Source organism: Streptomyces sp. CNS606 (assembly GCF_000426325.1).
Map to the genome: position 1 here is coordinate 1 of NZ_AUFD01000027.1, position 24,128 is coordinate 24,128.

Here is a 24,128-nt window from a genome sequence, read left to right on the forward strand (position 1 = left end):
CACACGGCCCCAGCATCACACTGATCTGCGGAATCACCCCCGACGCCCGCGTGTTCCGCTGAAAAATCCCCCCATACCCCGCCAGCGCCGAAACACCCTCCTGAATCCGCGCCCCCGCACCGTCGTTCAACGACACCAACGGCGCACCCGCCGCAATCGCCATATCCATGATCTTGTGAATCTTCGCCGCATGCGCCTCCCCCAGCGCACCACCGAAGATCCGGAAATCGTGGGCGTACACGAACACCGTCCGCCCCTCGACCTCACCCCACCCCGTCACCACACCATCGGTGTACGGCCGCTTCGCCTCCAGCCCGAACCCCGACGCACGATGCCGCCGCAACGTCTCCACCTCACGGAACGACCCCGCATCCATCAGCAGATCGATCCGCTCCCGAGCCGTCAGCTTGCCCTTCGCATGCTGCGCCTCCGTCGCCCGCTCACTCGGCCCCCCAAGGGCCTCGTCACGGATCGCGTGCAGCTCGGCCACTCGGCCGCGGGAGTCCTGAGGCAAATCGGTCATGTGCAGACCCTACGAAACGACCCCGCGTCGCGCCGTCGTCAGATTCGTACAGTCTCCGCGCCGGATAAATGGCCGCCACGAACAGAACCTGGCGCTTCCCGCCACGCGACACAGCGAACTCTCCCACGACAGGGGGCCGTAGCTGTGGGATCCCTACAGGACGGTGCGCGTCCGGGTGGCGCGCGGGGGTTCACCTCCCTGGCCGCACCCGTACGCGCCCGAGCCCGCCGGGCGTTGTCGGGACCCTACTCCCCCGGTGTCGCACCCGCGCGCAGCAGTCCGTAGGTGTAGGCGTCCTCCAGCGCCTGCCAGGAGGCCGCGATGACGTTCTCGGCGACGCCGACCGTGGACCACTCGGCGGCGCCGTCCGAGGTGGAGATCAGTACGCGGGTGGTGGACTCGGTGCCGTGCGTGCCCTCCAGGATGCGGACCTTGTAGTCGACGAGCTCCAGCCGGGCGAGTCCGGGGTAGATGCGCTCCAGGCCCACGCGCAGCGCGCGGTCCAGCGCGTTGACCGGGCCGTTGCCCTCTCCGGTGGCGACGACGCGTTCGCCCTTGGCCCACAGCCGCACCGTCGCCTCGTTGGCGTGCGAGCCGTCGGGGCGGTCCTCGACGATGGCGCGCCACGACTCCAGCCGGAAGAACCGCTCGGCCCTGCGGTCCGGCCCGCCGTGCACCTCGTCACGCAGCAGCAGTTCGAAGGACGCGTCGGCGGCCTCGTAGGTGTAGCCGCGCAGCTCCTTCTCCTTGACCCGTTCGACGATCCGGCCGACGAGGTCGCGGTCGCCGCCGAGGTCGTACCCCAGTTCCCTGCCCTTGAGTTCGACGGAGGCCCGGCCGGCCATGTCGGAGACCAGCATCCGCATGGAGTTGCCGACCTGTTCGGGGTCGATGTGCTGGTACAGGTCGGGGTCGACCTTGATGGCGGAGGCGTGCAGGCCCGCCTTGTGCGCGAAGGCGGAGGTGCCGACGTAGGGCTGATGGGTGGACGGGGTCAGGTTCACCACCTCGGCGACGGCGTGCGAGATGCGGGTCATCTCGGCGAGCGCACCCTCCGGGAGTACCCGGCGGCCGTACTTCAGCTCCAGGGCTGCCACCACGGGGAAGAGGTTGGCGTTGCCGACGCGCTCGCCGTACCCGTTGGCCGTGCACTGCACGTGGGTGGCGCCGGCGTCGACGGCGGCCAGGGTGTTGGCGACGGCGCAGCCGGTGTCGTCCTGGGCGTGCACGCCGAGGCGGGCGCCGGTGTCCGCGAGCACCGCGCGGACCACGGCCTGGACGTCGCCGGGGAGCATGCCGCCGTTCGTGTCGCAGAGCACCACGACGTCCGCGCCCGCCTCGTACGCCGCCCGCACGACCTGCGTGGCGTACGCGGGGTCGGCGCGGTGGCCGTCGAAGAAGTGCTCGCAGTCGACGAAGACCCGGCGGCCCAGACCGCGGAGGTGGGCGACGGTGTCGCGCACCATGGCCAGGTTCTCCTCCCGCGTGGTGCGGAGCGCGAGTTCGACGTGCCGGTCGTGGGACTTGGCGACCAGGGTGACGACCGGAGCACCGGACTCGGCGAGGGCGACGACCTGCGGGTCGTCGGCCGCCGCGACGCCCGGACGGCGGGTGGCGCCGAACGCGACGAGCTGCGCGTGCCGGAAGTCGATCTCCGCCAGGGCGCGCTGGAAGAACTCGGTGTCGCGCGGGTTGGCCCCCGGCCAGCCGCCCTCGATGAAGCCGACGCCGAATTCGTCCAGGTGCCGGGCGATGGTGAGCTTGTCGGCGACGCTCAGGTTGATGCCTTCGCGCTGCGCTCCGTCGCGCAGCGTGGTGTCGAAGACGTGGAAGTCGTCTCCGGGGAGGGCGTCCCGGGGGACGGCGTCACTGGGGGCGTCCTGCGGCATGGTGGTCAGGGCTCCTGTCGGGATGAGCGATCCGGAAGGCACGGTTCCACTTGTCCCCATCATCCCTCGCGCTCCGCTTCCTGCGGGGTGGGCCGGAAAACGAAAAGACCCCTCGCTGGTCGCGAGAGGTCTGCGCGCGGGTCTGGGACACGGTGGTCGCCGACGCATCCGGTCGGATGCGGTCAGCGGTCACGGCGGACCGGCGCGCTGTCACCGATAATCATGGTGAACGAGAGCACGCGACGAGCCTGGCACAGGTCGGTCCGGCCCACCATCGCATCTCATCATCCGGACATCGCCCGGACGCCGTCCCGGACACCACTCCGCACAACGTGCCGCACAACGTGCCGAACAGCACGCCGGACGCGCGGTGGGACCGCGCGTCCGGCGCCGTGGCGTCGTTCAGCCGAGCCGGTGCATCCAGCCGTGCGGGTCGGGGGCGTGGCCGGTCTGGAGCGCGAGCAGCGTCTCGCGCAGCTTCATGGTGACCTCGCCGGGCTCACCGTCCCCGACGGCCCACTCTCCGCGGGCCGACTTCACGTGACCGACCGGGGTGATGACGGCGGCGGTGCCGCAGGCGAAGACCTCGGTGAGGGTGCCGTCCTCGTTGCCACGGCGCCAGTCGTCGGTGGAGATGCGCGCCTCGGCGGTCTTGTGGCCCAGGTCCTCGGCGATGCGGAGCAGCGAGTCACGGGTGATGCCGGGCAGCAGGGTGCCGGTCAGCTCGGGCGTGACGATCCGGGCGCCCGCTCCGCTGCCGTAGACGAAGTAGAGGTTCATGCCGCCCATCTCCTCGATGTAGCGGCGCTCCAGCGCGTCCAGCCAGACCACCTGGTCGCAGCCCTGCGCGGCGGCCTCCTTCTGGGCGACCAGGGAGGCGGCGTAGTTGCCGCCGGTCTTGGCCTCGCCCATGCCTCCGGGGGCGGCCCTGACGTACTCCTCGGAGAGCCAGACCGAGACCGGCTTCACGCCGCGCGGGAAGTAGGCGCCGGCGGGCGAGGCGATCACGATGAACAGGTACTCGTTCGCGGGGCGGACGCCCAGCCCCACCTCCGTGGCGAACAGGAAGGGGCGCAGGTAGAGCGACTGCTCGCCCTCGCTCGGCACCCAGTCGCGGTCCTGCTTCACCAGCAGGTCGCAGGCCTCGACGAAGGTCTCGACCGGAAGCTCCGGCATGGCCAGGCGCCGGGCGGAGCGCTGGAAGCGGCGCGCGTTGGCGTCGGGGCGGAAGCTGGCGATGGAGCCGTCCGCCTGCTTGTAGGCCTTGAGGCCCTCGAAGATCGTCTGCGCGTAGTGCAGCGTCGCGTTCGCCGGGTCGATGGACAGCGGCGCGTACGGCTGGAGCTGCGCGTCGTGCCAGCCGCGGCCCTCGGTCCAGCGGATGGTGACCATGTGGTCGGTGAAGTGGCGGCCGAAGCCGGGATCGGCGAGCACGGCCTCGCGCTCGGCGGCGGACAGCGGCTGCGCTGAGGGCTTCAGGTCGAAGTCGATGCGGGGCGTCGTCGTCATGTGAGCGCGTCCTTCGGTGAGTGTCGTGGCGGACCGCGACGCCGTTACCCCTGTTCCCGGGAGTAGTAGGACGTCCGAGCTTCCCTCCCTGCGCGGTCCCGCATCCGATTATCGCGCGCGGGCCGCCGTACGGCTGACGGGGGTGGCGGTCCTGGGTGCATGGTGACACCCGGCCGCGTGCTTGCCCAGCGGACGGGCGGCGGGCGCCCGTCCGCGGACTCCTCCGTACCCGGTCGGACCTACCCGGTGACCCGGGCGGCGACGGCGTCGCCCGACGCGTCGGTGCTGCGCGGTCCGGAGCGCTCGGCGAGGTCGGCGGTCACGGCGTCCTCGACCCGGACGGCCTCGGTCTCGTGGCCGAGGTGCCGCAGCAGCAGGGCGACGGAGAGGATCGTCGCCGTCGGGTCGGCCTGTCCGGTGCCCGCGATGTCGGGCGCGGAGCCGTGCACGGGCTCGAACATCGAAGGGAACGTGCCGGTGGGGTTGATGTTCCCGGAGGCGGCGAGGCCGATGCCGCCGGTGACGGCCGCGGCCAGGTCGGTGAGGATGTCGCCGAACAGGTTGTCGGTGACGATCACGTCGAACCGTGCGGGATCGGTGACGAAGAAGATCGTCGCCGCGTCGACGTGCAGGTAGTCGGTGGTGACCTCGGGGTACTCGCGGCCGATCCGGTCGAAGGTGTTCTTCCACAGATGGCCCGCGTGCACCAGCACGTTGTTCTTGTGGACGAGGGTCAGCTTCCGGCGCGGCCTGGCGCGGGCCCGCTCGTACGCGTCGCGCACCACGCGCTCCACGCCGTACGCGGTGTTGACGCTCACCTCGGTGGCGACCTCGGCCGGCGTTCCGGTGCGCAGGCTGCCTCCGTTGCCCGTGTACGGGCCCTCGGTGCCCTCGCGGACGACGACGAAGTCGATGTCCGGGCGGCCCTGAAGGGGCGTCGCGGTCTGCGGGAAGAGCTTCGACGGGCGGAGGTTGACGAAGTGGTCGAAGGCGAACCGCAGCTTGAGCAGCAGGCCGCGCTCCAGCACGCCGGACGGCACGGTCGGGTCGCCGATGGCGCCGAGCAGGATCGCGTCGTGCCCGGCGAGCCGTTCGAGCTCCGCGTCCGGCAGGGTCTCGCCGGTGGCGTGCCAGCGGGCGGCGCCGAGGTCGTACTCCCGGGTCTCCAGCTTCACGTCCGGCGGAAGAACGGCGCCGAGGACCTTGAGGCCCTGGGCGACGACCTCCGGGCCGATGCCGTCACCGGGGATCACTGCGAGGCTGAGGCTGCGAGACATACCGGGGACCCTACTCTCCGTCCCATCCACCGACACGACGCGTCCAGCATCCGGACGCGTCGTGTCGTGTGGTTCTGCTCCGGGACAGGTGCGCGCCGGGACGGTACCGGTACGGGTGCTCCCTGCCCGGGGTACGGCGGTTCAGTGGCCGGTGGCGCCGCCGTTGTCCCGGCGGTCCAGGGCGCGCTGGAGCGCGGCGGCGGCATTCTGGCGATCGCTGTCGCGGCGGGTGCGGCGGACGGCGGCGTGGCGGGTGCGGCGGCGGGCTGTCTCGTGCATGGGGGGCTCCTTCTGCGAGGCGTCGAGTTCTGCGGAGCGCCGGGGCGGGCATGCCTCGGGGCTGGAGATGCGGATGCAACGCGCCGGAAGGGGCGGGGGCGAACGGTGCGGCAGGGGTCACCTGCGTACGGGCACCGCGCCTCGTCCGCCGGTCGCTGATGGAGCGACGAAACGTATCGGCTGCTACCACGGTAAGAGCCCGGAGCCCCGATGTCTCGTTTTTACTTTGGCTTCCTACTATCTGAGACGCCGAAGGCTCCGACCTGCGGTTTCTCTCCGTGACCGGAGGAGGGCCGACGAGGTGTCAGGGCGACGGCGACGCCGTCTCCAGCACGGCGGGCAGGTCCGTGAGGACGCTGATGCGCGGCGAGAAGGCGGCGGCCGTACCGCCTTTCCGGTCCAGCCACACGCCCGTCAGCCCCGCAGCGACGGCAGCCTCCGCGTCCAGGTCCAGCCGGTCCCCGACGTACGCCACCTCGTGCGGCGGCAGGTCCAGGGCCGCGCAGGCGGCGAGGAAGGCGGCGGGGTCCGGCTTGGCGACGCCGAGCCGGTCGGAGCACAGGAGCACCTCGAACCGGTCGCGGATGCCGAGGCGGGTGAGCTTGCGTTCCTGGTTGCGCACCGAGGAGTTGGAGAGCACGCCGTGCCGGTGGCTGTGCGCCAGCGCGTCCAGTGCGGCGACGGTGTCGGGGAAGAGCGTCCAGGCCGCCTCGTACCGGGTCACGTAGCGGCCGAACCAGGCGTCGGCCTCCTCGTCGGAGAGCCGTGCGCCGAGGAACTGCCGGGCGCGTTCGCGGCGGTGGTCGAGGAAGGCGATCTCGCCGGAGGTGAACCGGGCGTACTGCTCCTCCATCACCGTCCGCCACCGGGCGAGCGCCGCTTCCGGCGAGGCGTGCCGGGACAGCAGCCCTTCCGCCTCGATGTGGACGAGCGCAGCGGCGGCGTCGGAACCGGTGTAGTCGAACAGGGTGTCGTCGACGTCCCAGAGCACGGCGCGGATCGGCATGCGGCCCACGGTAGCGCGAAGGCCCGTGCCCCCATGGGGGCACGGGCCTTCGACGGGCCGGAGCCCGTGGGGGTCAGCCCATGTGCGGGTAGCGGTAGTCGGTCGGGGCCACCATCGTCTCCTTGATGGAGCGCGGCGACATCCAGCGCAGCAGGTTGAACTTCGAACCCGCCTTGTCGTTGGTGCCGGAGGCGCGGGCGCCGCCGAACGGCTGCTGGCCGACGATGGAACCGGTGGGACGGTCGTTCAGGTAGAAGTTGCCGGCCGCGAAGCGCAGCTTGGCGCTCGCCTCGGCCAGCACCTGCCGGTCCTGCGCCAGCACGGCTCCGGTCAGGGCGTACGCGGAGACGGACTCCATCTGGTCGAGCATCGTCTCCCACTCGGCGTCCTCGTAGACGTGGACGCCGATGATCGGGCCGAAGTACTCCGTGGAGAAGAGCTCGTTCTCCGGGTCGGTGCAGGCGATGACCGTCGGGCGGACGAAGTAGCCGACCGAGTCGTCGTAGGTGCCGCCCGCGACGATCTCGCAGGTCGGGTCCTCCTTGGCGCGGTCGATCGCGGCCTTGTTCTTGGCGAACGCGCGGTCGTCGATGACGGCGCCGACGAAGTTCGACAGGTCGCTGACGTCGCCCATGGTCAGGCCCTCGGTCTCGGCGACGAGCTGGTCCTTGAAGCCGCCCTCCCACACCGAGCGCGGGATGTAGGCACGGGACGCGGCCGAGCACTTCTGGCCCTGGTACTCGAACGCACCGCGGATCATGGCGGTCTTCAGCACGGCGCGGTCCACGCTGGGGTGGGCGACGATGAAGTCCTTGCCGCCGGTCTCGCCGACGAGGCGCGGGTACGAGCGGTACTTCTCGATGTTCTCGCCGACCGACTTCCACAGGTACTGGAAGGTGGCGGTGGAGCCGGTGAAGTGGACGCCGGCCAGGTCGGGGTGCGGCAGCGCGACCTCGGAGACCTCCTTGCCGTCGCCGGTGACGAGGTTGATCACGCCCTTGGGCATGCCCGCCTCCTCCAGCAGCTCCATGAGCAGGATGGCGGAGTGCGTCTGCGTGGGCGACGACTTCCAGACCACGACGTTGCCCATCAGCGCCGGCGCGGTCGGCAGGTTGCCCGCGATGGCGGTGAAGTTGAACGGCGTGATGGCGTAGACGAAGCCCTCCAGCGGACGGTGGTCCAGCCGGTTCCAGACGCCGTGCGGCTGCATCGGGGGCTGCTCGGTCAGCAGCTCGCGCGCGAAGTGCACGTTGAAGCGCCAGAAGTCGATCAGCTCGCAGGGGGCGTCGATCTCGGCCTGCTGGGCGGTCTTGGACTGGCCCAGCATGGTGGAGGCGGCGATGGTCTCGCGCCACGGGCCGGCCAGCAGGTCGGCGGCCTTCAGCAGGATGGCCGCGCGGTCGTCGAAGGACATCGCGCGCCAGGCCGGGGCGGCGGCCAGGGCGGCGTCGATCGCCTCCTGGGCGTCCTGGCGGGTGGCGTTGGCGTAGGTGCCGATGACCGCCTTGTGGTCGTGCGGCTGCACGACGTCGAAGCGCTCGCCGCCGCCCATCCGCTTCTCCCCGGCGATGGTCATGGGGAGGTCGATCGGGTTCTCGGAGAGCTCCTTGAGCTTCTTCTCCAGCCGGGCCCGCTCGGCGCTGCCGGGTGCGTAGGTGTGCACCGGCTCGTTGTACGGGGCGGGGACGTGGGTCACGGCGTCCATGGGTCGCGTGCTCCTTCGCGGTTCGAGGTTGTCTGAAGGCAAAGTCGGTGCGGAGGGGGCCGGGGTGACGGCCCCGCTTCGAGGCTAACGGCCCCTCGCCGGGGCGAGCCGCCGCTAGCGGCGGCTGATGAGGCTCCGGAGGAAGAAGGCGAGATTCGCCGGGCGCTCCGCGAGGCGCCGCATGAAGTAGCCGTACCAGTCGGTGCCGTAGGGCACGTAGACGCGCATGCGGTGACCGGCCGCGGCCAGCCGCTCCTGTTCCGCCTCGCGGATGCCGTAGAGCATCTGGAACTCGTAGCTGTCGATCTTGCGGCCCGTGGTGCGCGCCAGCTCCTGCGTGATGGCGACCATCCGCGGGTCGTGCGAGCCGATCATCGGATAGCCCTTGCCCGCCATGAGGATCTTCAGGCAGCGGACGTACGCCCGGTCGACCTCGCGCTTGTCCTGGTGGGCGACCTCGGCGGGCTCCTTGTAGGCGCCCTTCACCAGTCGCACCCGGGAGCCTTCCCCGGCGAGCGCGTGGCAGTCCTCCTCGGTGCGGAAGAGGTAGCTCTGCACGACGGCGCCCGTCTGCGGAAAGCGCCCGCGCAGCTCGGAGAGGATGCGGAGGGTCGAGTCGACCGTGGTGTGGTCCTCCATGTCGAGGGTGACCGTGGTGCCGGCCTCCGCGGCGGCCTCGACGACCGGGAGCACGTTGCCGTAGGCGATGTCCTCGCCGCCGGGCAGCGCCTGGCCGAAGGCGGAGAGCTTCACGGACATCTCGGCCCGCTCCCCCAGCCCCTCGCCGGCCAGGGCCTCTGCCAGGGCGAGGTAGGCGTCGCGGTTGCGCACGGCCTCCGAGCGGTCCGTGATGTCCTCGCCGAGGTGGTCGAGGGTCACCTCCAGGCCGCGGTCCGCGAGGTCGCGCACGGCGGCCAGCGACTGGTCGAGCAGCTCCCCCGCGACGAAACGGTCGACGACCGGCCGGGTGACGGGCGCGGCCGAGACCGCGCGACGGATGGCGTCGCTGCGTGCGGCGGCGAGAAGCACGGGACCCAGCACGGGCACCTCCACTTTTCACGGTGTTTCCTCGGACGACAGGGGTGAGCCGCCCACCGTGCATCGTCAAGGATCGCTCCGGTACCGGGCCATCGACAGCTGTCACGTATCCGTGTCCCGGATCTCAGACAGATGTATGAGAATGAGCGGAGGAGCACGCGGGGGACGGGACAGGAGGCGGGGCCGGATGCGCGAGGACTACCAGACGCTGGTCGACGACGTCTCCGCCTCCCTCGGGACCCCGGCGACGCTGGAGGACCGCGACTTCACCCTGATCGCCTTCGCCGCCCACGAGGGCGACGAGGAGCGCGGTCCGGACGCGGACCTGGACCAGGTCCGCACCCGGACCATCCTCCAGCGGCGTTCCACGGCGGCGGTACGGAAGTGGTTCGAGAGCTTCGGCATCACCCGGGCGCGGGAACCGGTACGCATTCCGCCGGACCCGGCGGCCGGGGTGCGGACCGGGCGGCTCTGCCTGCCCGTGCGGCACGGCGGCGTGGTCTACGGCTACGTCTGGCTGCTGGACGACGGCGCGCTCGACCTGCGCGACCCGAGGGTGGCCCGGGCCCAGCAGACGGCGACCCGGATCGGCGCGCTGCTGGCTGCCGAGGCGCAGCAGGGCGCCCACGCGGGCGCACTGCTGCGCGAGCTGCTCACCGGCCCGGCTGCCGGGCGGGCGGAGGCGGCCGAGGAGCTGCGGACCACGCTGGGCGCCACGCTGGAAGGGCCGCTGGCGGTGGTGGCGGTGTCCCCGTGGGAGGCGTCGGACACGGCCCCGGACACGGGAACCCTCACCTCGCCGGGCGGCGGACCGGCGGCGGGCACCAGGCAGTGGCCCGGAGTGGCGGCCCACTGCCTGGTGCCCGGCGCCGGTGGCGCCCGGACGGGTGACGGGCCGAGCGGCACCGCGGGCGGGTCCGGGGCCGGGGCGACGGGCGCGGCCGAGGCCGGGGGCGCGCTGGCCGTGCTGACCCGTCTGCGTGCCGCCGCCGTACTCACACCGGCGCACGCGGTCGGGCGGCGCCTGCTGGGTCTCCCGCCCTCGGACGACGTGGGCCCGGCCGCGCGCCCGGCGGCCCCGGAGCGCGCGCCGGGCCCGTCCCGTCAGGCCGCCGGAATCGGTGCGGTGCGGGGCGAGTTGGCCGCAGCGGCTCCCACCGCGTGGCGAGAGGCGCTGGTCGCCGCACGGGCGGCGGCGGCCGAGCCGGAGCGATTCGGCTCCGTCGCCGAATGGGCGGACATCGGGCCGTACCGCCTGCTCGGACGGCTCCCCGCGGACACGGCACGGGACCCCTCGGTGCGGGAACTCCTGGAGCCGGCGCACCGCGAGATGGCGCGCACGGCCGAGGCGTTCCTCGACCGGGCCGGTCAGGCCGGCCGGACGGCGGCGGACCTGGGCATCCACCGGCAGACGCTGTACTACCGGCTGGGGCGGGTGGAGCGGCTGACCGGGCTGGATCTCGACGACGGCGCGGACCGGCTGCTGCTGCACGTCGCGCTGAAGGCGGCCCGGCTGTCCTGAGGCGGACCTCCGGAAACCGGACGGGGGGCCGACGCGCTCACGCCGGCCCCTCGTCAGGCGCGGAACCGCGCGGTCAGTCCTCCAGGTTGACGGTGCGGGCGGACGTGGCGCCGATCTCCTCGGCGATCTCCGCCAGCACCGACGCCGGAACGGTGTCGTCCACGGTGAGCGCGACGAGCGCCTCGCCGCCGGCCGCCGACCGGGACACCTGCATCCCCGCGATGTTCAGGCCCGCCTCGCCCAGGGCACGGCCGACCGTGCCGACGACGCCGGGGCGGTCGCCGTAGCGCAGGAAGGCCATGTGGTCGGCGAGGGCCAGGTCGATGTCGTGCTCGCCGACGGCGACGATCTTCTGCAGGTGCTTGGGGCCCGACAGCGTGCCGGAGACGGAGATCTCCTCCCCGCTGCCGAGGGTGCCGCGCACGACCACCACGTTCCGGTGCTCCGGGGACTCGGAGGAGGTGGTCAGCCGCACCTCCACGCCGCGCTCCTGCGCGAACAGCGGCGCGTTGACGTAGCTGACCGTCTCGTCGACCACGTCCTCGAAGACGCCCTTGAGGGCGGAGAGCTCCAGCACCTTCACGTCGTGCTGGGTGATCTCGCCGTAGACCTCGACGTCGAGCCGGTGGGCGACCTCGCCGGCCAGCGCCGTGAAGATGCGGCCCAGCTTCTCGGCGAGCGGCAGCCCCGGGCGCACGTCCTCGGCGATGACGCCGCCCTGGACGTTCACCGCGTCCGGCACGAGTTCACCGGCGAGCGCCAGACGCACGGACTTGGCGACCGAGATGCCGGCCTTCTCCTGCGCCTCGCCGGTGGAGGCGCCGAGGTGCGGGGTGCAGACGACCTGGTCGAACGCGAACAGCGGGGAGTCGGTGCACGGCTCGCTGGTGTACACGTCGAGTCCGGCGCCGGCGACGCGGCCCTCCTTGAGGGCGGCGAACAGAGCGTCCTCGTCGACGATGCCGCCGCGCGCGGCGTTGACGATCCGGACCTCCGGCTTGACCTTGCGCAGCGCCTCGTCGCCGATCAGGCCGAGCGTCTCCGGGGTCTTGGGCAGGTGCACGGTGATGAAGTCCGACACCGCCAGCAGTTCGTCCAGGGTGACGAGCTTGACGCCCATCTGCGCGGCCCGGGCGGGCTGCACGTACGGGTCGAAGGCCACGATCTTCATGCCGAACGCGGACATGCGCTGCGCCACCAGCACGCCGATGCGGCCGAGGCCGACCACACCCAGGGTCTTCTCGCTCAGCTCGACGCCGGTGTACTTGCTGCGCTTCCACTCGCCGTTCTTCAGCGCGGTGTTCGCCTGCGGGATGTTGCGCGCCGTCGCCACCAGCAGGCCGCAGGCCAGCTCGGCGGCGGTGACGATGTTGGACGTGGGGGCGTTGACCACCATCACGCCGGCCTTGGTGGCCGCGGAGACGTCCACGTTGTCCAGGCCGACGCCAGCGCGGGCGACGACCTTCAGCCGCTTCGCGGCGGCGACGGCCTCGGCGTCGACCTTGGTCGCGCTGCGGACGAGGACGGCGTCGACGTCGGCGATCGCGGGGAGGAGTTCGGCGCGGTTCGCGCCGTCGCAGTGACGGATCTCGAAGTCCGGTCCGAGCGCGTCGACGGTGGCCGGGGAGAGCTCTTCGGCGATGAGTACTACGGGCTTGCTCACAGGGGTCTCAGTCCTCACTTGTCCTCTGCGGACGATGTCCTCGCAGACGGCCGATCCCGACGGCCGAAGGCGGTGGAGGGTTGGCAGCCGCGTAAGACACACGACGCTGTGAGCCTGTGACGCGTTTCTGCTTCGCAGTGTAGCGGCGGCGGGGCGGCTTGTGCCGCTCCTCCGGCCGAAGATCACCCGCGCGTGCGACCCCGGGGCTCCGCCCCGGTCGGGCGGTGTCCGGGCACCCGCGACGGCGGGGGGCCGGCGGGCGGATGCACCCTCCCGACGGCGGGGCGGACGAGGTGACCGCCCTCGGGCCCCTGCCGGGAGACGAGGCACCGGGGCGGACCCGGCGGCGGGAGCCGGGGCCGCCCGCGCCTCGGGCAGGCACACGGGAGAGCGGACGCTCGCGCTCCGCGGCCCGTCCTCCGGAACCGCCGTCCCGAAGGCCCCGCCGCGACGGCCCACGACCGCCCCGCCGAGGCGGTGCACCGCGGCGGGGCGCACCGGAGCGGTGTGCCCCGGTGCGCCCTCGGCCGGCGGGCCGGAGGCCGTCAGGCCTCGTCGTCGACCCAGCTCATGAGCTTGCGCAGCTTGCGGCCGGTGGTCTCCAGCAGGTGGTCGCCGTCGGCCTTCTTGTACTCGTTGTACTTCGGCAGGCCCGCGTTGTACTCCTTCATCCAGTTGTTGGCGAAGGAGCCGTCCTGGATGTCGGTGAGGACCTTCTTCATCTCCGCCTTGGTCTGGTCGTTGATGATGCGCGGGCCGGTGACGTAGTCGCCCCACTCTGCGGTCTCGGAGACGGACCAGCGCATCTTCTCCAGGCCGCCCTCGTACATGAGGTCCACGATGAGCTTCAGCTCGTGCAGGCACTCGAAGTACGCGATCTCCGGCTGGTAACCGGCCTCGACCAGCGTCTCGAATCCGGCCTTGACCAGCGCCGAGGCGCCGCCGCAGAGCACGGCCTGTTCACCGAAGAGGTCGGTCTCGGTCTCCTCGGTGAAGGTGGTCTTGATGACGCCGGCGCGGGTGCCGCCGATGCCCTTGGCGTAGGAGAGCGCCAGCTCGAACGCCTTGCCGGTGGCGTCCTGCTCGACGGCCGCGATGCACGGAACGCCGCGGCCCTCCTCGTACTGGCGGCGGACGAGGTGGCCGGGGCCCTTCGGGGCGACCATGCAGACGTCCACGCCGGCCGGGGGCTTGATGAAGCCGAAGCGGATGTTGAAGCCGTGGCCGAAGAAGAGCGCGTCGCCCTCCTTGAGATGGGGAGCGACGGACTCCTCGTAGACCTTGGCCTGGACCGGGTCCGGCACGAGGACCATGATGACGTCGGCTTCCTTCGCGGCCTCGGCCGGCGTGGTCACCTTCAGGCCCTGCTCCTCGGCCCTGGCCCGGGACTTCGAGCCCTCGTGCAGGCCCACGCGGACGTCCACGCCCGAGTCGCGCAGCGACAGCGCGTGGGCGTGCCCCTGGCTGCCGTAACCGAGCACGGCGACCTTGCGGTTCTGGATGATGGACAGGTCGGCGTCGGCGTCGTAGAACAGCTCGGCCACTTGGGGTCTCTCCTTGTTTCTTCCTGGTGGGTGCCGCCTCACCGTACGGCGGGGCGGCGGTCGACGGGCGCGGCCGCCCGCAGCGTGGACGGGGCGCTGCGGGCGGGGCGCCCGGTCCGGGGTCAGGCGCTGCGTTCGAGTGCGCGCAGCGAGCGGTCGGTGATGGAGCGGGCGCCGCGCCCTATGGCGATGGTCCCGGACTGCACGAGTTCCTTGATGCCGTACGGCTCCAGCATCCGCAGCATCGCCTCGAGCTTGTCGCTGCCGCCGGTGGCCTCGATGGTGACGGCCTCCGGGGAGACGTCGACGGTCTTGGCTCGGAACAGCTGCACGATCTCGACGATCTGCGAACGGGTCTCGTTGTCGGCCCGCACCTTCACCAGAACGAGTTCGCGCTGGATGGCGCCGCCGGGCTCCAGCTCGACGATCTTCAGCACGTTGACGAGCTTGTTGAGCTGCTTGGTCACCTGCTCCAGCGGCAGGTCCTCGACGTTCACCACGATGGTGATGCGCGAGATGTCGGGGTGTTCGGTGACGCCGACGGCGAGGGAGTCGATGTTGAAGCCGCGGCGGGAGAACAGCGAGGCGATCCGGGCGAGGATGCCGGGCGTGTTCTCCACCAGGACGGACAGGGTGTGCTTGGACATCGCTTGCGTGGCTCCGCTCGTCACTCGTCGCTGTCGCCGAAGTCGGGGCGCACGCCGCGCGCCGCCATGACCTCGTCGTTGGAGGTGCCCGCCGCGACCATCGGCCAGACCATCGCGTCCTCGTGGACGACGAAGTCGACGACGACCGGGCGGTCGTTGATGGAGTTGGCCTTCTCGATGACCGCGTCGAGCTGCTCGGGGTCCTCGCAGCGGATGCCGACGCAGCCCATGGCCTCGGCCAGCTTCACGAAGTCGGGCACCCGGGTGCCGCGGCAGGGTTCGCTGCCCTCGCCGTCGTGCAGCTTGGTGTTGGAGTAGCGCTGGTTGTAGAAGAGGGTCTGCCACTGGCGGACCATGCCGAGGGCGCCGTTGTTGATGATCGCGACCTTGATGGGCACGTCGTTGAGCGCGGCGGTGGCCAGTTCCTGGTTGGTCATCTGGAAGCAGCCGTCGCCGTCGATGGCCCAGACGGTCCTGTCCGGGACGCCGACCTTGGCGCCGAGCGCCGCCGGCACCGCGTAGCCCATGGTGCCCAGGCCGCCGGAGTTGAGCCAGGTGGCGGGCCGCTCGTAGTCGATGTAGTGGGCCGCCCACATCTGGTGCTGGCCGACGCCGGCGGCGTAGACCGTGCCCTCCGGGGCGAGTTGGCCGATGCGCTGGATGACCTGCTGCGGGGCGAGGGAGCCGTCCTCCGGCAGGTCGTAGCCCAGCGGGTAGGTCTCCCGCCACCGTTCGAGCAGCTGCCACCAGGCGGTGTGGTCGCCCTTGCGTCCGCCCTCGTGCTCGCCCTGGACGGCGACGATCAGGTCGGCGACGACCTCGCGGGCGTCGCCGACGATGGGCACGTCCGCCGCGCGGTTCTTGCCGATCTCGGCGGGGTCGATGTCCGCGTGGACGATCTTGGCGAGCGGGGCGAAGGAGTCGAGCTTGCCGGTGACACGGTCGTCGAACCGGGCCCCGAGGGCAACGATCAGGTCGGCCTTCTGGAGTGCGGTGACGGCGGCGACGGTGCCGTGCATGCCGGGCATGCCCAGGTGTTGCGGGTGGCTGTCCGGGAAGGCGCCGATGCCCATCAGGGTGGTGGTGACCGGAGCGCCGGTCAGCTCGGCGAGCACCTTCAGCTCCGTGGTGGCGCCGGCCTTCAGGACGCCGCCGCCGACGTACAGCACCGGGCGCCGGGACTCGGTGATCAGCCGGGCTGCCTCGCGGATCTGCTTGGAGTGCGGCTTGATGACGGGACGGTAGCCGGCCAGATCGTGCTGCGGCGGCCAGGAGAACGTCGTCCGAGCCTGAAGCGCGTCCTTGGCGATGTCGACGAGGACCGGGCCGGGGCGTCCGGTGGAGGCGATGTGGAATGCCTGGGCGATCGTCCGGGGGATCTCGGCCGGGTCGGTGACCAGGAAGTTGTGCTTGGTGACCGGCATGGTGATGCCGCAGATGTCGGCTTCCTGGAAGGCGTCGGTGCCGATCGACCGGGAGGCGACCTGCCCGGTGATGGCGACCAGCGGCACCGAGTCCATGTGCGCGTCGGCGATGGGGGTGACGAGGTTGGTGGCGCCGGGGCCGGAGGTGGCCATGCAGACGCCGACGCGGCCCGTGGCCTGGGCGTAGCCGGTGGCGGCGTGACCGGCGCCCTGCTCGTGCCGGACGAGGACGTGGCGCACCCGGGAGGAGTCCATCATCGGGTCGTACGCGGGCAGGATCGCGCCGCCGGGAATCCCGAACACCGTGTCGGCGCCGACCTCTTCCAGGGACCGGATGAGGGACTGCGCGCCCGTCACGGTCTCGGGGGTGGGCGCCGGTGCGGCCGGCTGCTGCTGTCCGCCGGTACGGGGCCGCGGCTGCGGTTTGGGGGCCCCGGTGGCCTGCTCGGTCATCGGTTCTCTCTTCCCGGAGAGTGAGGGTGGTGGCGCTCGTGGTGTGGGTGTTGCCGGTGGGGTTTGCTACGGGTCTGTGCCGGGTGGGAGGGGTTTGCTCCCGGGCACCGGTGCAACAAAAAACCCCTCGTGCCGTGAGGCAGGCGAGGGGAGCGCGTCGGTGAGGGTCGCGGGGTCTTCGAGGCCCCGTTCAGCCGACGCGCTTGCCAAGTACGAGAATTCGGGTGCGCATGGCATGACCTTCCTCCTGGCCCCCTCGGGGTGTCAAGTGGGTGGGACGGGTGTCTCAGTATGTGAACTGTACGGTGGTCCGCCGGAGGGTCCGGCGGACGGTGCGCCCGGGGAGCCGAGCGCGGAGTGGTGGGTGAGCGGGTCGGGGCCGCTCAGGCCGCCGCGACGGACCGGCAGCCTGCCCGCCGCCACGACGGGACGGTGCCCCCGCGGGTCACCGCCTCGCGCGTCACCGCCTCGCGGTTCACCCCGGCGCGGCTCCCCCGTGCGCGTGTCCGCTCCCCGCGGTTCACCCGTGTGCGCCCCGCCCGTCCCACCCACTCCGCTCACGGACGGCGCGGGGAGCGGATAGCCGCCGACGGTCAGGGCGCGGCGCAGCCGGTGCTCGTCCAGCGCCCCGGAGAACGCGGCGCCCCGGCCGTGGGTGCAGCCCATCGCGCGCAGGGCGAGCACCTGCTCGGGGAGGTCCACGCCGTCGGCGACGGAGGTGAGTCCGAGGTCGTCGGCGATGCGCAGCAGTCCGGAGGTGATCTTCCGCAGACGCGGGGACTCCACGAGCCCCTCGACCAGACCCTGGTCGAGGCAGAGCACGTCCAGGGGCAGGCGGCGGAGCGCGGCGAGCGCCGCGTACCCGCTGCCGATGCCGTCCAGCGCGACCCGGACGCCGTGATCCCGCAGACCGGTCAGCCGGTGTGCCAGCTCGTCGAGCGCGGTGCGCGGGTCGCCGACGGAGATCTCCAGCACCAGCCCGCACGGTGGCAGGCCGTGCCGGTCGAGCAGCTCCTCGACGCCGCCGCCCGGCGGTGCGGCACCGGTCAGGCCGCGTGCGGACACCCGCACGGTCACCGGGGCGGTCAGGCCGGCGCGGTGCCGGTCGGCAGCCTGGGCGACGGCCTCCGCGAGCAGGCGGCGGCTCCCCTGCGCGGCGCGTTCCCCGGCCCTCTCCAGCCTGGGGCGCGCGTCGGTGCGCAGGTACTCGCCGGGAGTGAAGAGGATGCCCTGCGGTGAACGCCAGCGCGGCTGTGCCGCGACGGCGGTGACGCGCCCGGTGCTCAGCTCGACCACGGGCTGGTGCAGCAGGGCGAAGCCGCCGTCCCGGGTCGCTTCGGGGGCTGAGCCGGCGGCACGTGCGGGTGCCGCGGCGGCGGTGCGTACGGCTGCCGACGCGACGGCCGGCACGGCGGCGGGACCGGTGGCCGGACCGGTGGCCGGACCGGTGGCCACGGGACGCTCGGGGCCGGGCTGCTGCGGGAGCAACGGCACTCCGGAGGCTCGCGCTCCGGCGGACGGTACTTCCGCGGCTGGTACTGCCGCGGTCTTCGGCTTGGCGGTCGGCCCCTCATCGGCCGCCGCATGCCGGGTCGCCTCCGGAGTCTGCGGGCGGTGCAGCTCGACGCGGTTCTTTCCGGACTGCTTCGCGCGGTACATGGCGAGGTCCGCGTGGCGCAGCAGGACGGCCGGAGTGACGCCGGACTCCGCGAACGCCACGCCGATGGACGCGGCCACGCGGACCTCGGCGCCGTCGTGCACCCGGTAGGGCTGGGAGAGGGTGAGCCGCAGCCGGTCCGCGATCTCCAGGACGCGGCGCTCGCGGGCCTCCGTGTCGTGGGCGATGGCCGGATCGCCCAGGATCAGCGCGGCGAACTCGTCGCCGCCGAGCCGGGCCGCCGTGTCGCCGGCCCGCACCGACTCCCGCAGCCGCTGGGCGGCCTGCACCAGCAGTTCGTCGCCCGCGTGGTGGCCGACGGTGTCGTTGACCGCCTTGAAGCCGTCCAGGTCGATGTAGAGGACGGCGGTGTCCCCGTCCCCTCCGCGGCGTCCCGCGAGCGCCTGGCGGACGCGGTCGGTGAACAGCGCCCGGTTGGGCAGGTCGGTGAGCGGGTCGTGCGAGGCGTTGTGCTTCAACTGGTCCTGGAGCCGTACGCGTTCGGTGACGTCGCGGCTGTTGAGGATGAGCCCGCCCTGGTAGCGGTTGACCGTCGACTCGACGTTGAGCCAGTGGCCGGCGCCGTGCCGGAAGCGGCACTCGATGCGCGTGGAGTGCTCGGACTCCGGTGGCGCGGCCAGGAACCGGCGGATCTCGTGCAGCACGCGCGCGAGGTCCTCGGGGTGGATCAGGGAGGCGAGTTCGGAACCGACGAGCTGGTCGCCGTCCCGCCCGTAGACGCCGGCGGCGGCGGGCGAGACGTACCGCAGCACGCCGGTGGAGGCGGCGATCATGATGACGTCGCTGGAGCCCTGCACCAGGGAGCGGAAGTGGTTCTCCTTCTGGGCGAGTTCCTGCGTGAGGGTGATGTTGTCGAGCAGCATGATGCCCTGCCGCACCACCAGGGCGAGGACCACGGTGCAGCCGGTCAGGAGCACCACCCGGTCGACGGCGCGCCCGTCGAGGGAGTTGTAGATGATGCTGAGCGTGCAGACGGCCGCGGCCAGGTAGGGAGTGAGGGCCGCGAGGGAGCCGGCGAGGGGGCGGCCCTGCGGCTGACGTGCCTGGGCCGCACGCCCGGCCCCGGTGTCGGTGCGCGCCGGTTCCCCGGCCTGCGGCGCACGGGCACCCCCGGCGACCGCGTCGGGAGCGCCCGCCGGGCGGCGGGCACCGACCCAGGGGGCGTAGGCGAGGAGCAGCGAGCCGGCGAACCAGCCGGCGTCCAGGAGCTGCCCGGAGCTGTAGTGCTCACGCAGCAGGGGCGAGGTGAACAACGCGTCGCACAGTACGGTCAGTGCCAGTGCGCCGATCGCGGTGTTGATCGCGGACCGGTCGGCGGCCGTGCGGCGGAAGTGCAGGGCCAGCACCATGCTGACGAGCACGATGTCGAGCAGCGGATAGGTGAGCGTGAGCGCCGCGTAGGCCACCGAGTCGCCCTGCGGGGAGGCGGTGTGGGCGAGCGCGAGGGACCAGGAGACGGTCAGCAGGGAGCCGCCGATGAGCCAGGCGTCGAGGCCGAGGCAGACCCAGCCGGCCCGGGTCACGGGCCGCTTGGCCAGCACCAGCAGGCCCACCACGGCCGGCGGCGCGAAGAGCAGGAAGCAGAAGTCGGCGACGGACGGGTGCGGCACGGGCGCCGCGAGCACCACCTCGTACCAGCCCCACACGCCGTTGCCCAGCGCCGCCATGGCGGAGGACAGCGCGAAGAGGTACCAGGCGGGGCGGAAGCGGCCGCTGCGGTGCGTGCGGGCGTACCAGAAGCAGGAGACGGCGGCGAGCAGTGCGGCTGCGGCGAGTCCGAAGTCCCCCATGATCAGGGCCATGCGGGGGGAGCCCCAGCCGAAGGCGGCGCCGGTGGCGTAGGCGCCGCAGACGGCGGCGAGCAGGAGTCGCGGTCCGGCGCCGCAGCGGGGGGTTGGACGGACGTCAGCGCCGTCCCCGCCGGCCGCACCGTGCGCCTTGGGCCGCACCCAGGTGCCGGGGCGGCCCTGGGTGTTCACCGGTCCTCCCGGGACGGTGGATGCGTCGTCCCGTGCCGGAGGGGCGCTCGTCGTACTCCGCACCGTGCGTGCCGCCTTCGGCGGTTCGTCCCTCGGTCCCGCATGTGCCCGTCGCCCCCCTCGGTGTCCTGGTTCGGCCCCCGTCGGGACGATACACCAGATTCGTCACGCAGGGACATAGTTCCGATACAGAACGTGACGACCTGGGGTGATGAGCGGCTCCCGTGCTGCGGGACGTGATAGGCGCGCGGGCGCGGGGCGTCACCCCTTCACCCGTCACCCCGTCACCCCTCGCCCCGCTCCCTCCCCGCGGTGGCGACGACGTGCTCCACCGGCTCGCCGGCGACCCAGCGGGTCAGCTGGGCCCGCAGCATCCGCTTCGCGCGGGGCAGGAACGCGCTCGTGGGACCGCCCACGTGCGGGCTGATCAGGACCCCGGGCGCCCGCCACAACGGGTGCTCCGGGGGCAGCGGTTCCGGGTCGGTGACGTCCAGGGCGGCGCGCAGCCGACCGGACTCCAGCTCGACGAGCAGCGCCTTGGTGTCGACCACTTGCCCGCGCGCGATGTTGACCAGCAGGGCCCCGTCCCGCATGCGGCCGAGGAAGCCCGTTCCGGCCAGGCCGCGGGTCTCGTCGGTCAGCGGGGTGCACAGGATCACCACGTCCGCGCGCGGCAGCAGTTCCACCACCTCGGCGAGCGCGTGCACCGGGCCGCGCGCCGTGGTGCGCGCCGTGCGCGCCACCCGCAGCACCTCTGCGACCTCGAACGGCAGCAACCGGTCCTCGATGGCGGCGCCGATCGCGCCGTAGCCCACGATCAGCACGGTCCGGTCGGCCAGCGCCGGGTAGATGCCCTGGAGCCAGTCGCCGGACGGCTGGGCGCGGACGAACTCCGGGATGCGGCGCAGCGAGGCCAGGGTGAGGGCGAGGGCGAGTTCGGCGGTGCTCGCGTCGTGCACGCCGCGGGCGTTGCACAGCACGGTGCCCTCGGGCAGCCCCGGGACGGCGGGCGCGACGTGGTCGATGCCCGCGGTGAGGGTCTGCACCACTCGGACGTGCGTCATGTCCGGCAGCGGGCGTGCGGCGACGACCGGGCCCTTCATGTACGGCACCACGTAGAAGCCGCAGCGCGCCGGGTCGGCGGGGAATTCCTCGGCGCCGTCCCAGAAGTGGTACGCCGGCCCCTCGGGCAGACCGTCGATCTCGGCGGGCGGTACGGGCAGCCACACGTCCGTGGCCTGCTGTGCGATGGTCGCGGAGGTATCGGAAGCCATGGCCAGAGGCTATGCGAAACGTCGGCGGAGCCACCCGCTAGTTTGGTGCCGTCGGAGCGGACGCGGGGAGGAGTGGCGGCCAGGTGGAGCGCAGGACGATCGGTGCCGCCGCACTGGAGGTGGGGGCCGTCGGGCTCGGCTGCATGCCGATGAGCTGGGCCTACTCCACCTCGGAGCAGGACGGCGAGTCGTCGCTGCGTACGGTGCACACCGCCCTGGACCGGGGGTCCACGCTGCTGGACACCGCCGACATGTACGGCCCGTTCACGAACGAGCTGCTGCTCGGGCGGGTGCTGAAGGAGCGGCGCGGGGACGCGTTCGTCTCCACCAAGTGCGGCCTGCTGGTGGGCGACCAGCACATCGTCGCCAACGGCCGCCCGGGGTACGTGAAACGGGCCTGCGACGCCTCGCTGCGCCGGCTGCAGACGGACGTGATCGACCTCTACCACCTGCACCGCGCCGACCCGGAGGTTCCCGTCGAGGAGACCTGGGGCGCGATGGCGGAGCTGGTGCGGGCGGGCAAGGTGCGGGCACTCGGGCTCAGCGCGATGGGCGCCCGCGCCGACCGGCGCCCCGGCACGGTCATCCACGAGGCGACGCTGCGGCTGCTGCACCGGGTGCAGCAGGTCTTCCCGGTGAGCAGCGTGCAGGCGGAGCTGTCGGTCTGGTCGCGGGAGGCGCTGGACGCGCTGCTGCCGTGGTGCGAGTCGCGCGGGGTCGGCTTCCTCGCCGCGATGCCGCTGGGCAACGGCTACCTGACCGGCACGCTGACCACCGGCGGCGGTTTCGAGGCGGACGACGTACGCGCCCGGCATCCGCGGTTCACCGGCGAGATGATGGCTGCGAACCAGCCGCTGGTGGCCGGGCTCCGGAGGGTCGCCCGGCGCCACGGCGACGCGACGCCGGCGCAGGTGGCGCTGGCCTGGCTGCTCACGCGCGGGCGCCACGTGGTGCCGGTGCCGGGTGCTAAGAAGGCGCACTGGGCGGCGGAGAACGCGGCCGCCGCCGGTCTGCGCCTCACCGCGGAGGACCTGCTGGAGATCGACACGCTGCCGCCCGCGCAGGGCTCGTGGGACTGACGCGGCCCCGGTGCCGCGGCATGTGGTCTGCTGGAGGGGGAAGCGCTCACCGGTGACGGACCGTCGGTGACCGCCCGGCGACGTCAGGAGGCACTGATCGTGGGCACGCATCGACCGGCCGGAGGGACGGACCGGCCACGCACCCGTACGGCCTGCGCGGCCGCGCTCGCGGCGTTCACGCTGTTCGCGGCGGGCTGCTCCGCGGAGGACGGCGGGCAGCCGGACGAGGGCCGCACCGGGCAGGGCGGGCCCACGACGTCCGGGTCGGCGTCGCCGACCGGCGACGCGCCGCCGGCGAAGGGCTCGGTCGACGTCGGGAGCACCGTCGCGACCGGCCTGCGGTCCCCGTGGGGTCTGGCGCCGCTGCCGAACGGCGATCTGCTGGTCTCCTCCCGGGACACCGGGGAGATCGTGCACGTCGATGGGGAGACGGGGAAGAAGACCCCGGCGGGCGGCGTGCCCGGCGCCGAACCGGGCGGCGAGGGCGGCCTGCTGGGCATCGCCCTCCCCCGCGACGACGCCCGCAGCCTGTACGCGTACGTGACGACGGCGTCCGACAACCGCGTGGTGCGGATGCGGTACGACGACGGCGCGCCGGCCGGCGAACGGCTGAGCGCCCCCGACACCGTCTACAAGGGCATCCCCAAGGGCGCCATCCACAACGGCGGCCGGATCGCCTTCGGCCCGGACGGCATGCTGTACGTCGGCACCGGCGAGACGGGCGACGAGGGGCTCGCGCAGGACGCGTCCTCCCCGGCGGGCAAGATCCTGCGCATGACCCCCGAGGGCGAGCCCCCCGCGAAGGGCAATCCCCGGGACGACTCGGTCGTCTACTCCTCCGGCCACCGCAACGTGCAGGGGCTCGCGTGGGACGAGGACGGCCGGTTGTGGGCCGCGGAGTTCGGGCAGAACACCTGGGACGAGCTCAACCGCATCGAGGCCGGCGGAAACTACGGCTGGCCGGAGGTCGAGGGGAAGGCCGGCGAAGAGGGCTTCGTCGACCCGGTCGCGCAGTGGCGTCCGTCCGAGGCGTCGCCCAGCGGTGTCGCCGTCGCCGAGGGCTCGGTGTGGATGGCCGGCCTGCGCGGCGAACGGCTCTGGCGCATCCCGCTGAACGGTGGGGAACCGTCGGCAGCCCCTCAGGCGTTCCTGGAAGGCGAGTACGGGCGACTGCGCACGGTCGTGGCCGACGGCGACGGCGGGCTGTGGCTGGTCACCAACGAGACGGACACGCGCGGCACCCCCGAAGAGGGTGACGACCGTATCCTGAGGTTGACGGTGCGCTGAGCGCACACGAGACCGGGGACACGACCCGCGCACACGACGTTGCCCCGCAGCGGGCACGGGGAGGGCTTGCATGGACCTGGGTGCGGTCAACGAGCTGTTCAACCCGAGCGCCAAGCACACCGAGGACGAGCGGCAGCGGCTGGAGCACACCCGCGTCGCCGAGGGCGACCACGAGCCGGGCTGCGGTCCGGTCGACCTCGATTCCGGCACGGTCCTGATGGTGCCGTCGGACGTCGGCATGATCCTTCCGCCGAAGGTACGGGTGGAGGAGCAGGCCGAGGACGACGAGGACGAGCCGGAGGTCTGAACGGCCCGACGCCGAACGCCCGGACGCCGGGACGGGACGCCCCGG

General features: G+C 72.6%; 17 protein-coding genes and 1 pseudogene. 4 read left to right on the forward strand and 14 right to left on the reverse strand.

Going from position 1 to position 24,128, the window contains the following annotated elements; all coding sequences use genetic code 11:
- The 8 genes from K304_RS29745 to K304_RS0118155 form a co-directional block, all read right to left on the reverse strand.
- Positions 1 to 523 (reverse strand): carboxyl transferase domain-containing protein (locus tag K304_RS29745; protein ID WP_486591718.1); only part of this gene is annotated, 523 nt, incomplete at its 3' end.
- A gap of 245 nt (positions 524 to 768) precedes the next feature.
- Positions 769 to 2,412 (reverse strand): citramalate synthase, encoded by a 1,644-nt coding sequence (cimA, locus tag K304_RS29750; RefSeq protein WP_051308590.1) that lies wholly within the window; start codon positions 2,410 to 2,412, stop codon positions 769 to 771.
- Positions 2,413 to 2,814: 402 nt separating this feature from the next.
- Positions 2,815 to 3,921 (reverse strand): branched-chain amino acid aminotransferase, encoded by a 1,107-nt coding sequence (locus K304_RS0118130; protein WP_027764911.1) that lies wholly within the window; start codon positions 3,919 to 3,921, stop codon positions 2,815 to 2,817.
- Between the two features lie 239 nt (positions 3,922 to 4,160).
- The gene (locus K304_RS0118135) at positions 4,161 to 5,198 is read right to left on the reverse strand and encodes a 3-isopropylmalate dehydrogenase (protein WP_027764912.1); all 1,038 of its coding nucleotides are present in this window, start codon (positions 5,196 to 5,198) and stop codon (positions 4,161 to 4,163) included.
- A gap of 141 nt (positions 5,199 to 5,339) precedes the next feature.
- Positions 5,340 to 5,477: a hypothetical protein gene (locus K304_RS32990; protein ID WP_106965622.1), complete on the reverse strand. Its 138-nt coding sequence runs from the start codon at positions 5,475 to 5,477 to the stop codon at positions 5,340 to 5,342.
- Positions 5,478 to 5,781: 304 nt separating this feature from the next.
- Positions 5,782 to 6,483: an HAD family hydrolase gene (locus tag K304_RS0118145; RefSeq protein WP_027764913.1), complete on the reverse strand. Its 702-nt coding sequence runs from the start codon at positions 6,481 to 6,483 to the stop codon at positions 5,782 to 5,784.
- Positions 6,484 to 6,556: 73 nt separating this feature from the next.
- Positions 6,557 to 8,188 (reverse strand): L-glutamate gamma-semialdehyde dehydrogenase, encoded by a 1,632-nt coding sequence (gene pruA, locus K304_RS0118150; RefSeq protein WP_027764914.1) that lies wholly within the window; start codon positions 8,186 to 8,188, stop codon positions 6,557 to 6,559.
- A 114-nt stretch (positions 8,189 to 8,302) separates the two neighbouring features.
- On the reverse strand, positions 8,303 to 9,229 hold the full coding sequence (locus K304_RS0118155) for a proline dehydrogenase family protein (RefSeq protein WP_027764915.1): 927 nt from the start codon (positions 9,227 to 9,229) through the stop codon (positions 8,303 to 8,305).
- A gap of 184 nt (positions 9,230 to 9,413) precedes the next feature.
- On the opposite strand from K304_RS0118155, the gene K304_RS0118160 reads away from it, so the two are divergent.
- Positions 9,414 to 10,748 carry a helix-turn-helix domain-containing protein gene (locus K304_RS0118160; protein ID WP_027764916.1) on the forward strand — a complete coding sequence of 445 codons (1,335 nt, stop codon included), beginning with the start codon at positions 9,414 to 9,416 and terminating at the stop codon, positions 10,746 to 10,748.
- A gap of 73 nt (positions 10,749 to 10,821) precedes the next feature.
- Here the strand turns inward: K304_RS0118160 and serA are convergent, their stop codons facing one another.
- The 6 genes and pseudogenes from serA to K304_RS0118190 form a co-directional block, all read right to left on the reverse strand.
- Positions 10,822 to 12,411: a phosphoglycerate dehydrogenase gene (serA, locus tag K304_RS0118165; RefSeq protein WP_027764917.1), complete on the reverse strand. Its 1,590-nt coding sequence runs from the start codon at positions 12,409 to 12,411 to the stop codon at positions 10,822 to 10,824.
- A gap of 545 nt (positions 12,412 to 12,956) precedes the next feature.
- Complete coding sequence (gene ilvC, locus K304_RS0118170; protein ID WP_027764918.1) at positions 12,957 to 13,955, reverse strand: ketol-acid reductoisomerase; 999 nt, start codon at positions 13,953 to 13,955, stop codon at positions 12,957 to 12,959.
- Positions 13,956 to 14,077: 122 nt separating this feature from the next.
- A complete protein-coding gene (gene ilvN, locus K304_RS0118175; protein WP_027764919.1) occupies positions 14,078 to 14,602 on the reverse strand; it encodes an acetolactate synthase small subunit in 525 nt (174 codons plus the stop codon).
- A gap of 20 nt (positions 14,603 to 14,622) precedes the next feature.
- On the reverse strand, positions 14,623 to 16,479 hold the full coding sequence (locus K304_RS0118180; RefSeq protein WP_027764920.1) for an acetolactate synthase large subunit: 1,857 nt from the start codon (positions 16,477 to 16,479) through the stop codon (positions 14,623 to 14,625).
- Between the two features lie 573 nt (positions 16,480 to 17,052).
- Positions 17,053 to 20,136: pseudogene (locus tag K304_RS29755) on the reverse strand (putative bifunctional diguanylate cyclase/phosphodiesterase); the annotation flags it as partial.
- A 284-nt stretch (positions 20,137 to 20,420) separates the two neighbouring features.
- Positions 20,421 to 21,410, reverse strand: coding sequence for a 2-hydroxyacid dehydrogenase (locus K304_RS0118190; RefSeq protein ID WP_051308591.1), 990 nt, complete (start codon positions 21,408 to 21,410; stop codon positions 20,421 to 20,423).
- A gap of 83 nt (positions 21,411 to 21,493) precedes the next feature.
- Here K304_RS0118190 and K304_RS0118195 point away from each other — a divergent pair, with 83 nt between their 5' ends.
- The 3 genes from K304_RS0118195 to K304_RS0118205 all read left to right on the forward strand — a co-directional run bounded on the left by K304_RS0118195 (position 21,494) and on the right by K304_RS0118205 (position 24,083).
- Positions 21,494 to 22,489: an aldo/keto reductase gene (locus tag K304_RS0118195; RefSeq protein ID WP_027764922.1), complete on the forward strand. Its 996-nt coding sequence runs from the start codon at positions 21,494 to 21,496 to the stop codon at positions 22,487 to 22,489.
- A gap of 96 nt (positions 22,490 to 22,585) precedes the next feature.
- The gene (locus K304_RS0118200) at positions 22,586 to 23,776 is read left to right on the forward strand and encodes a PQQ-dependent sugar dehydrogenase (RefSeq protein WP_486591719.1); all 1,191 of its coding nucleotides are present in this window, start codon (positions 22,586 to 22,588) and stop codon (positions 23,774 to 23,776) included.
- 70 nt (positions 23,777 to 23,846) lie between these two features.
- Entirely contained in the window at positions 23,847 to 24,083 is a 237-nt protein-coding gene (locus K304_RS0118205; protein ID WP_027764924.1) for a DUF6191 domain-containing protein, read from the forward strand.
- Positions 24,084 to 24,128: the final 45 nt, after the last annotated feature.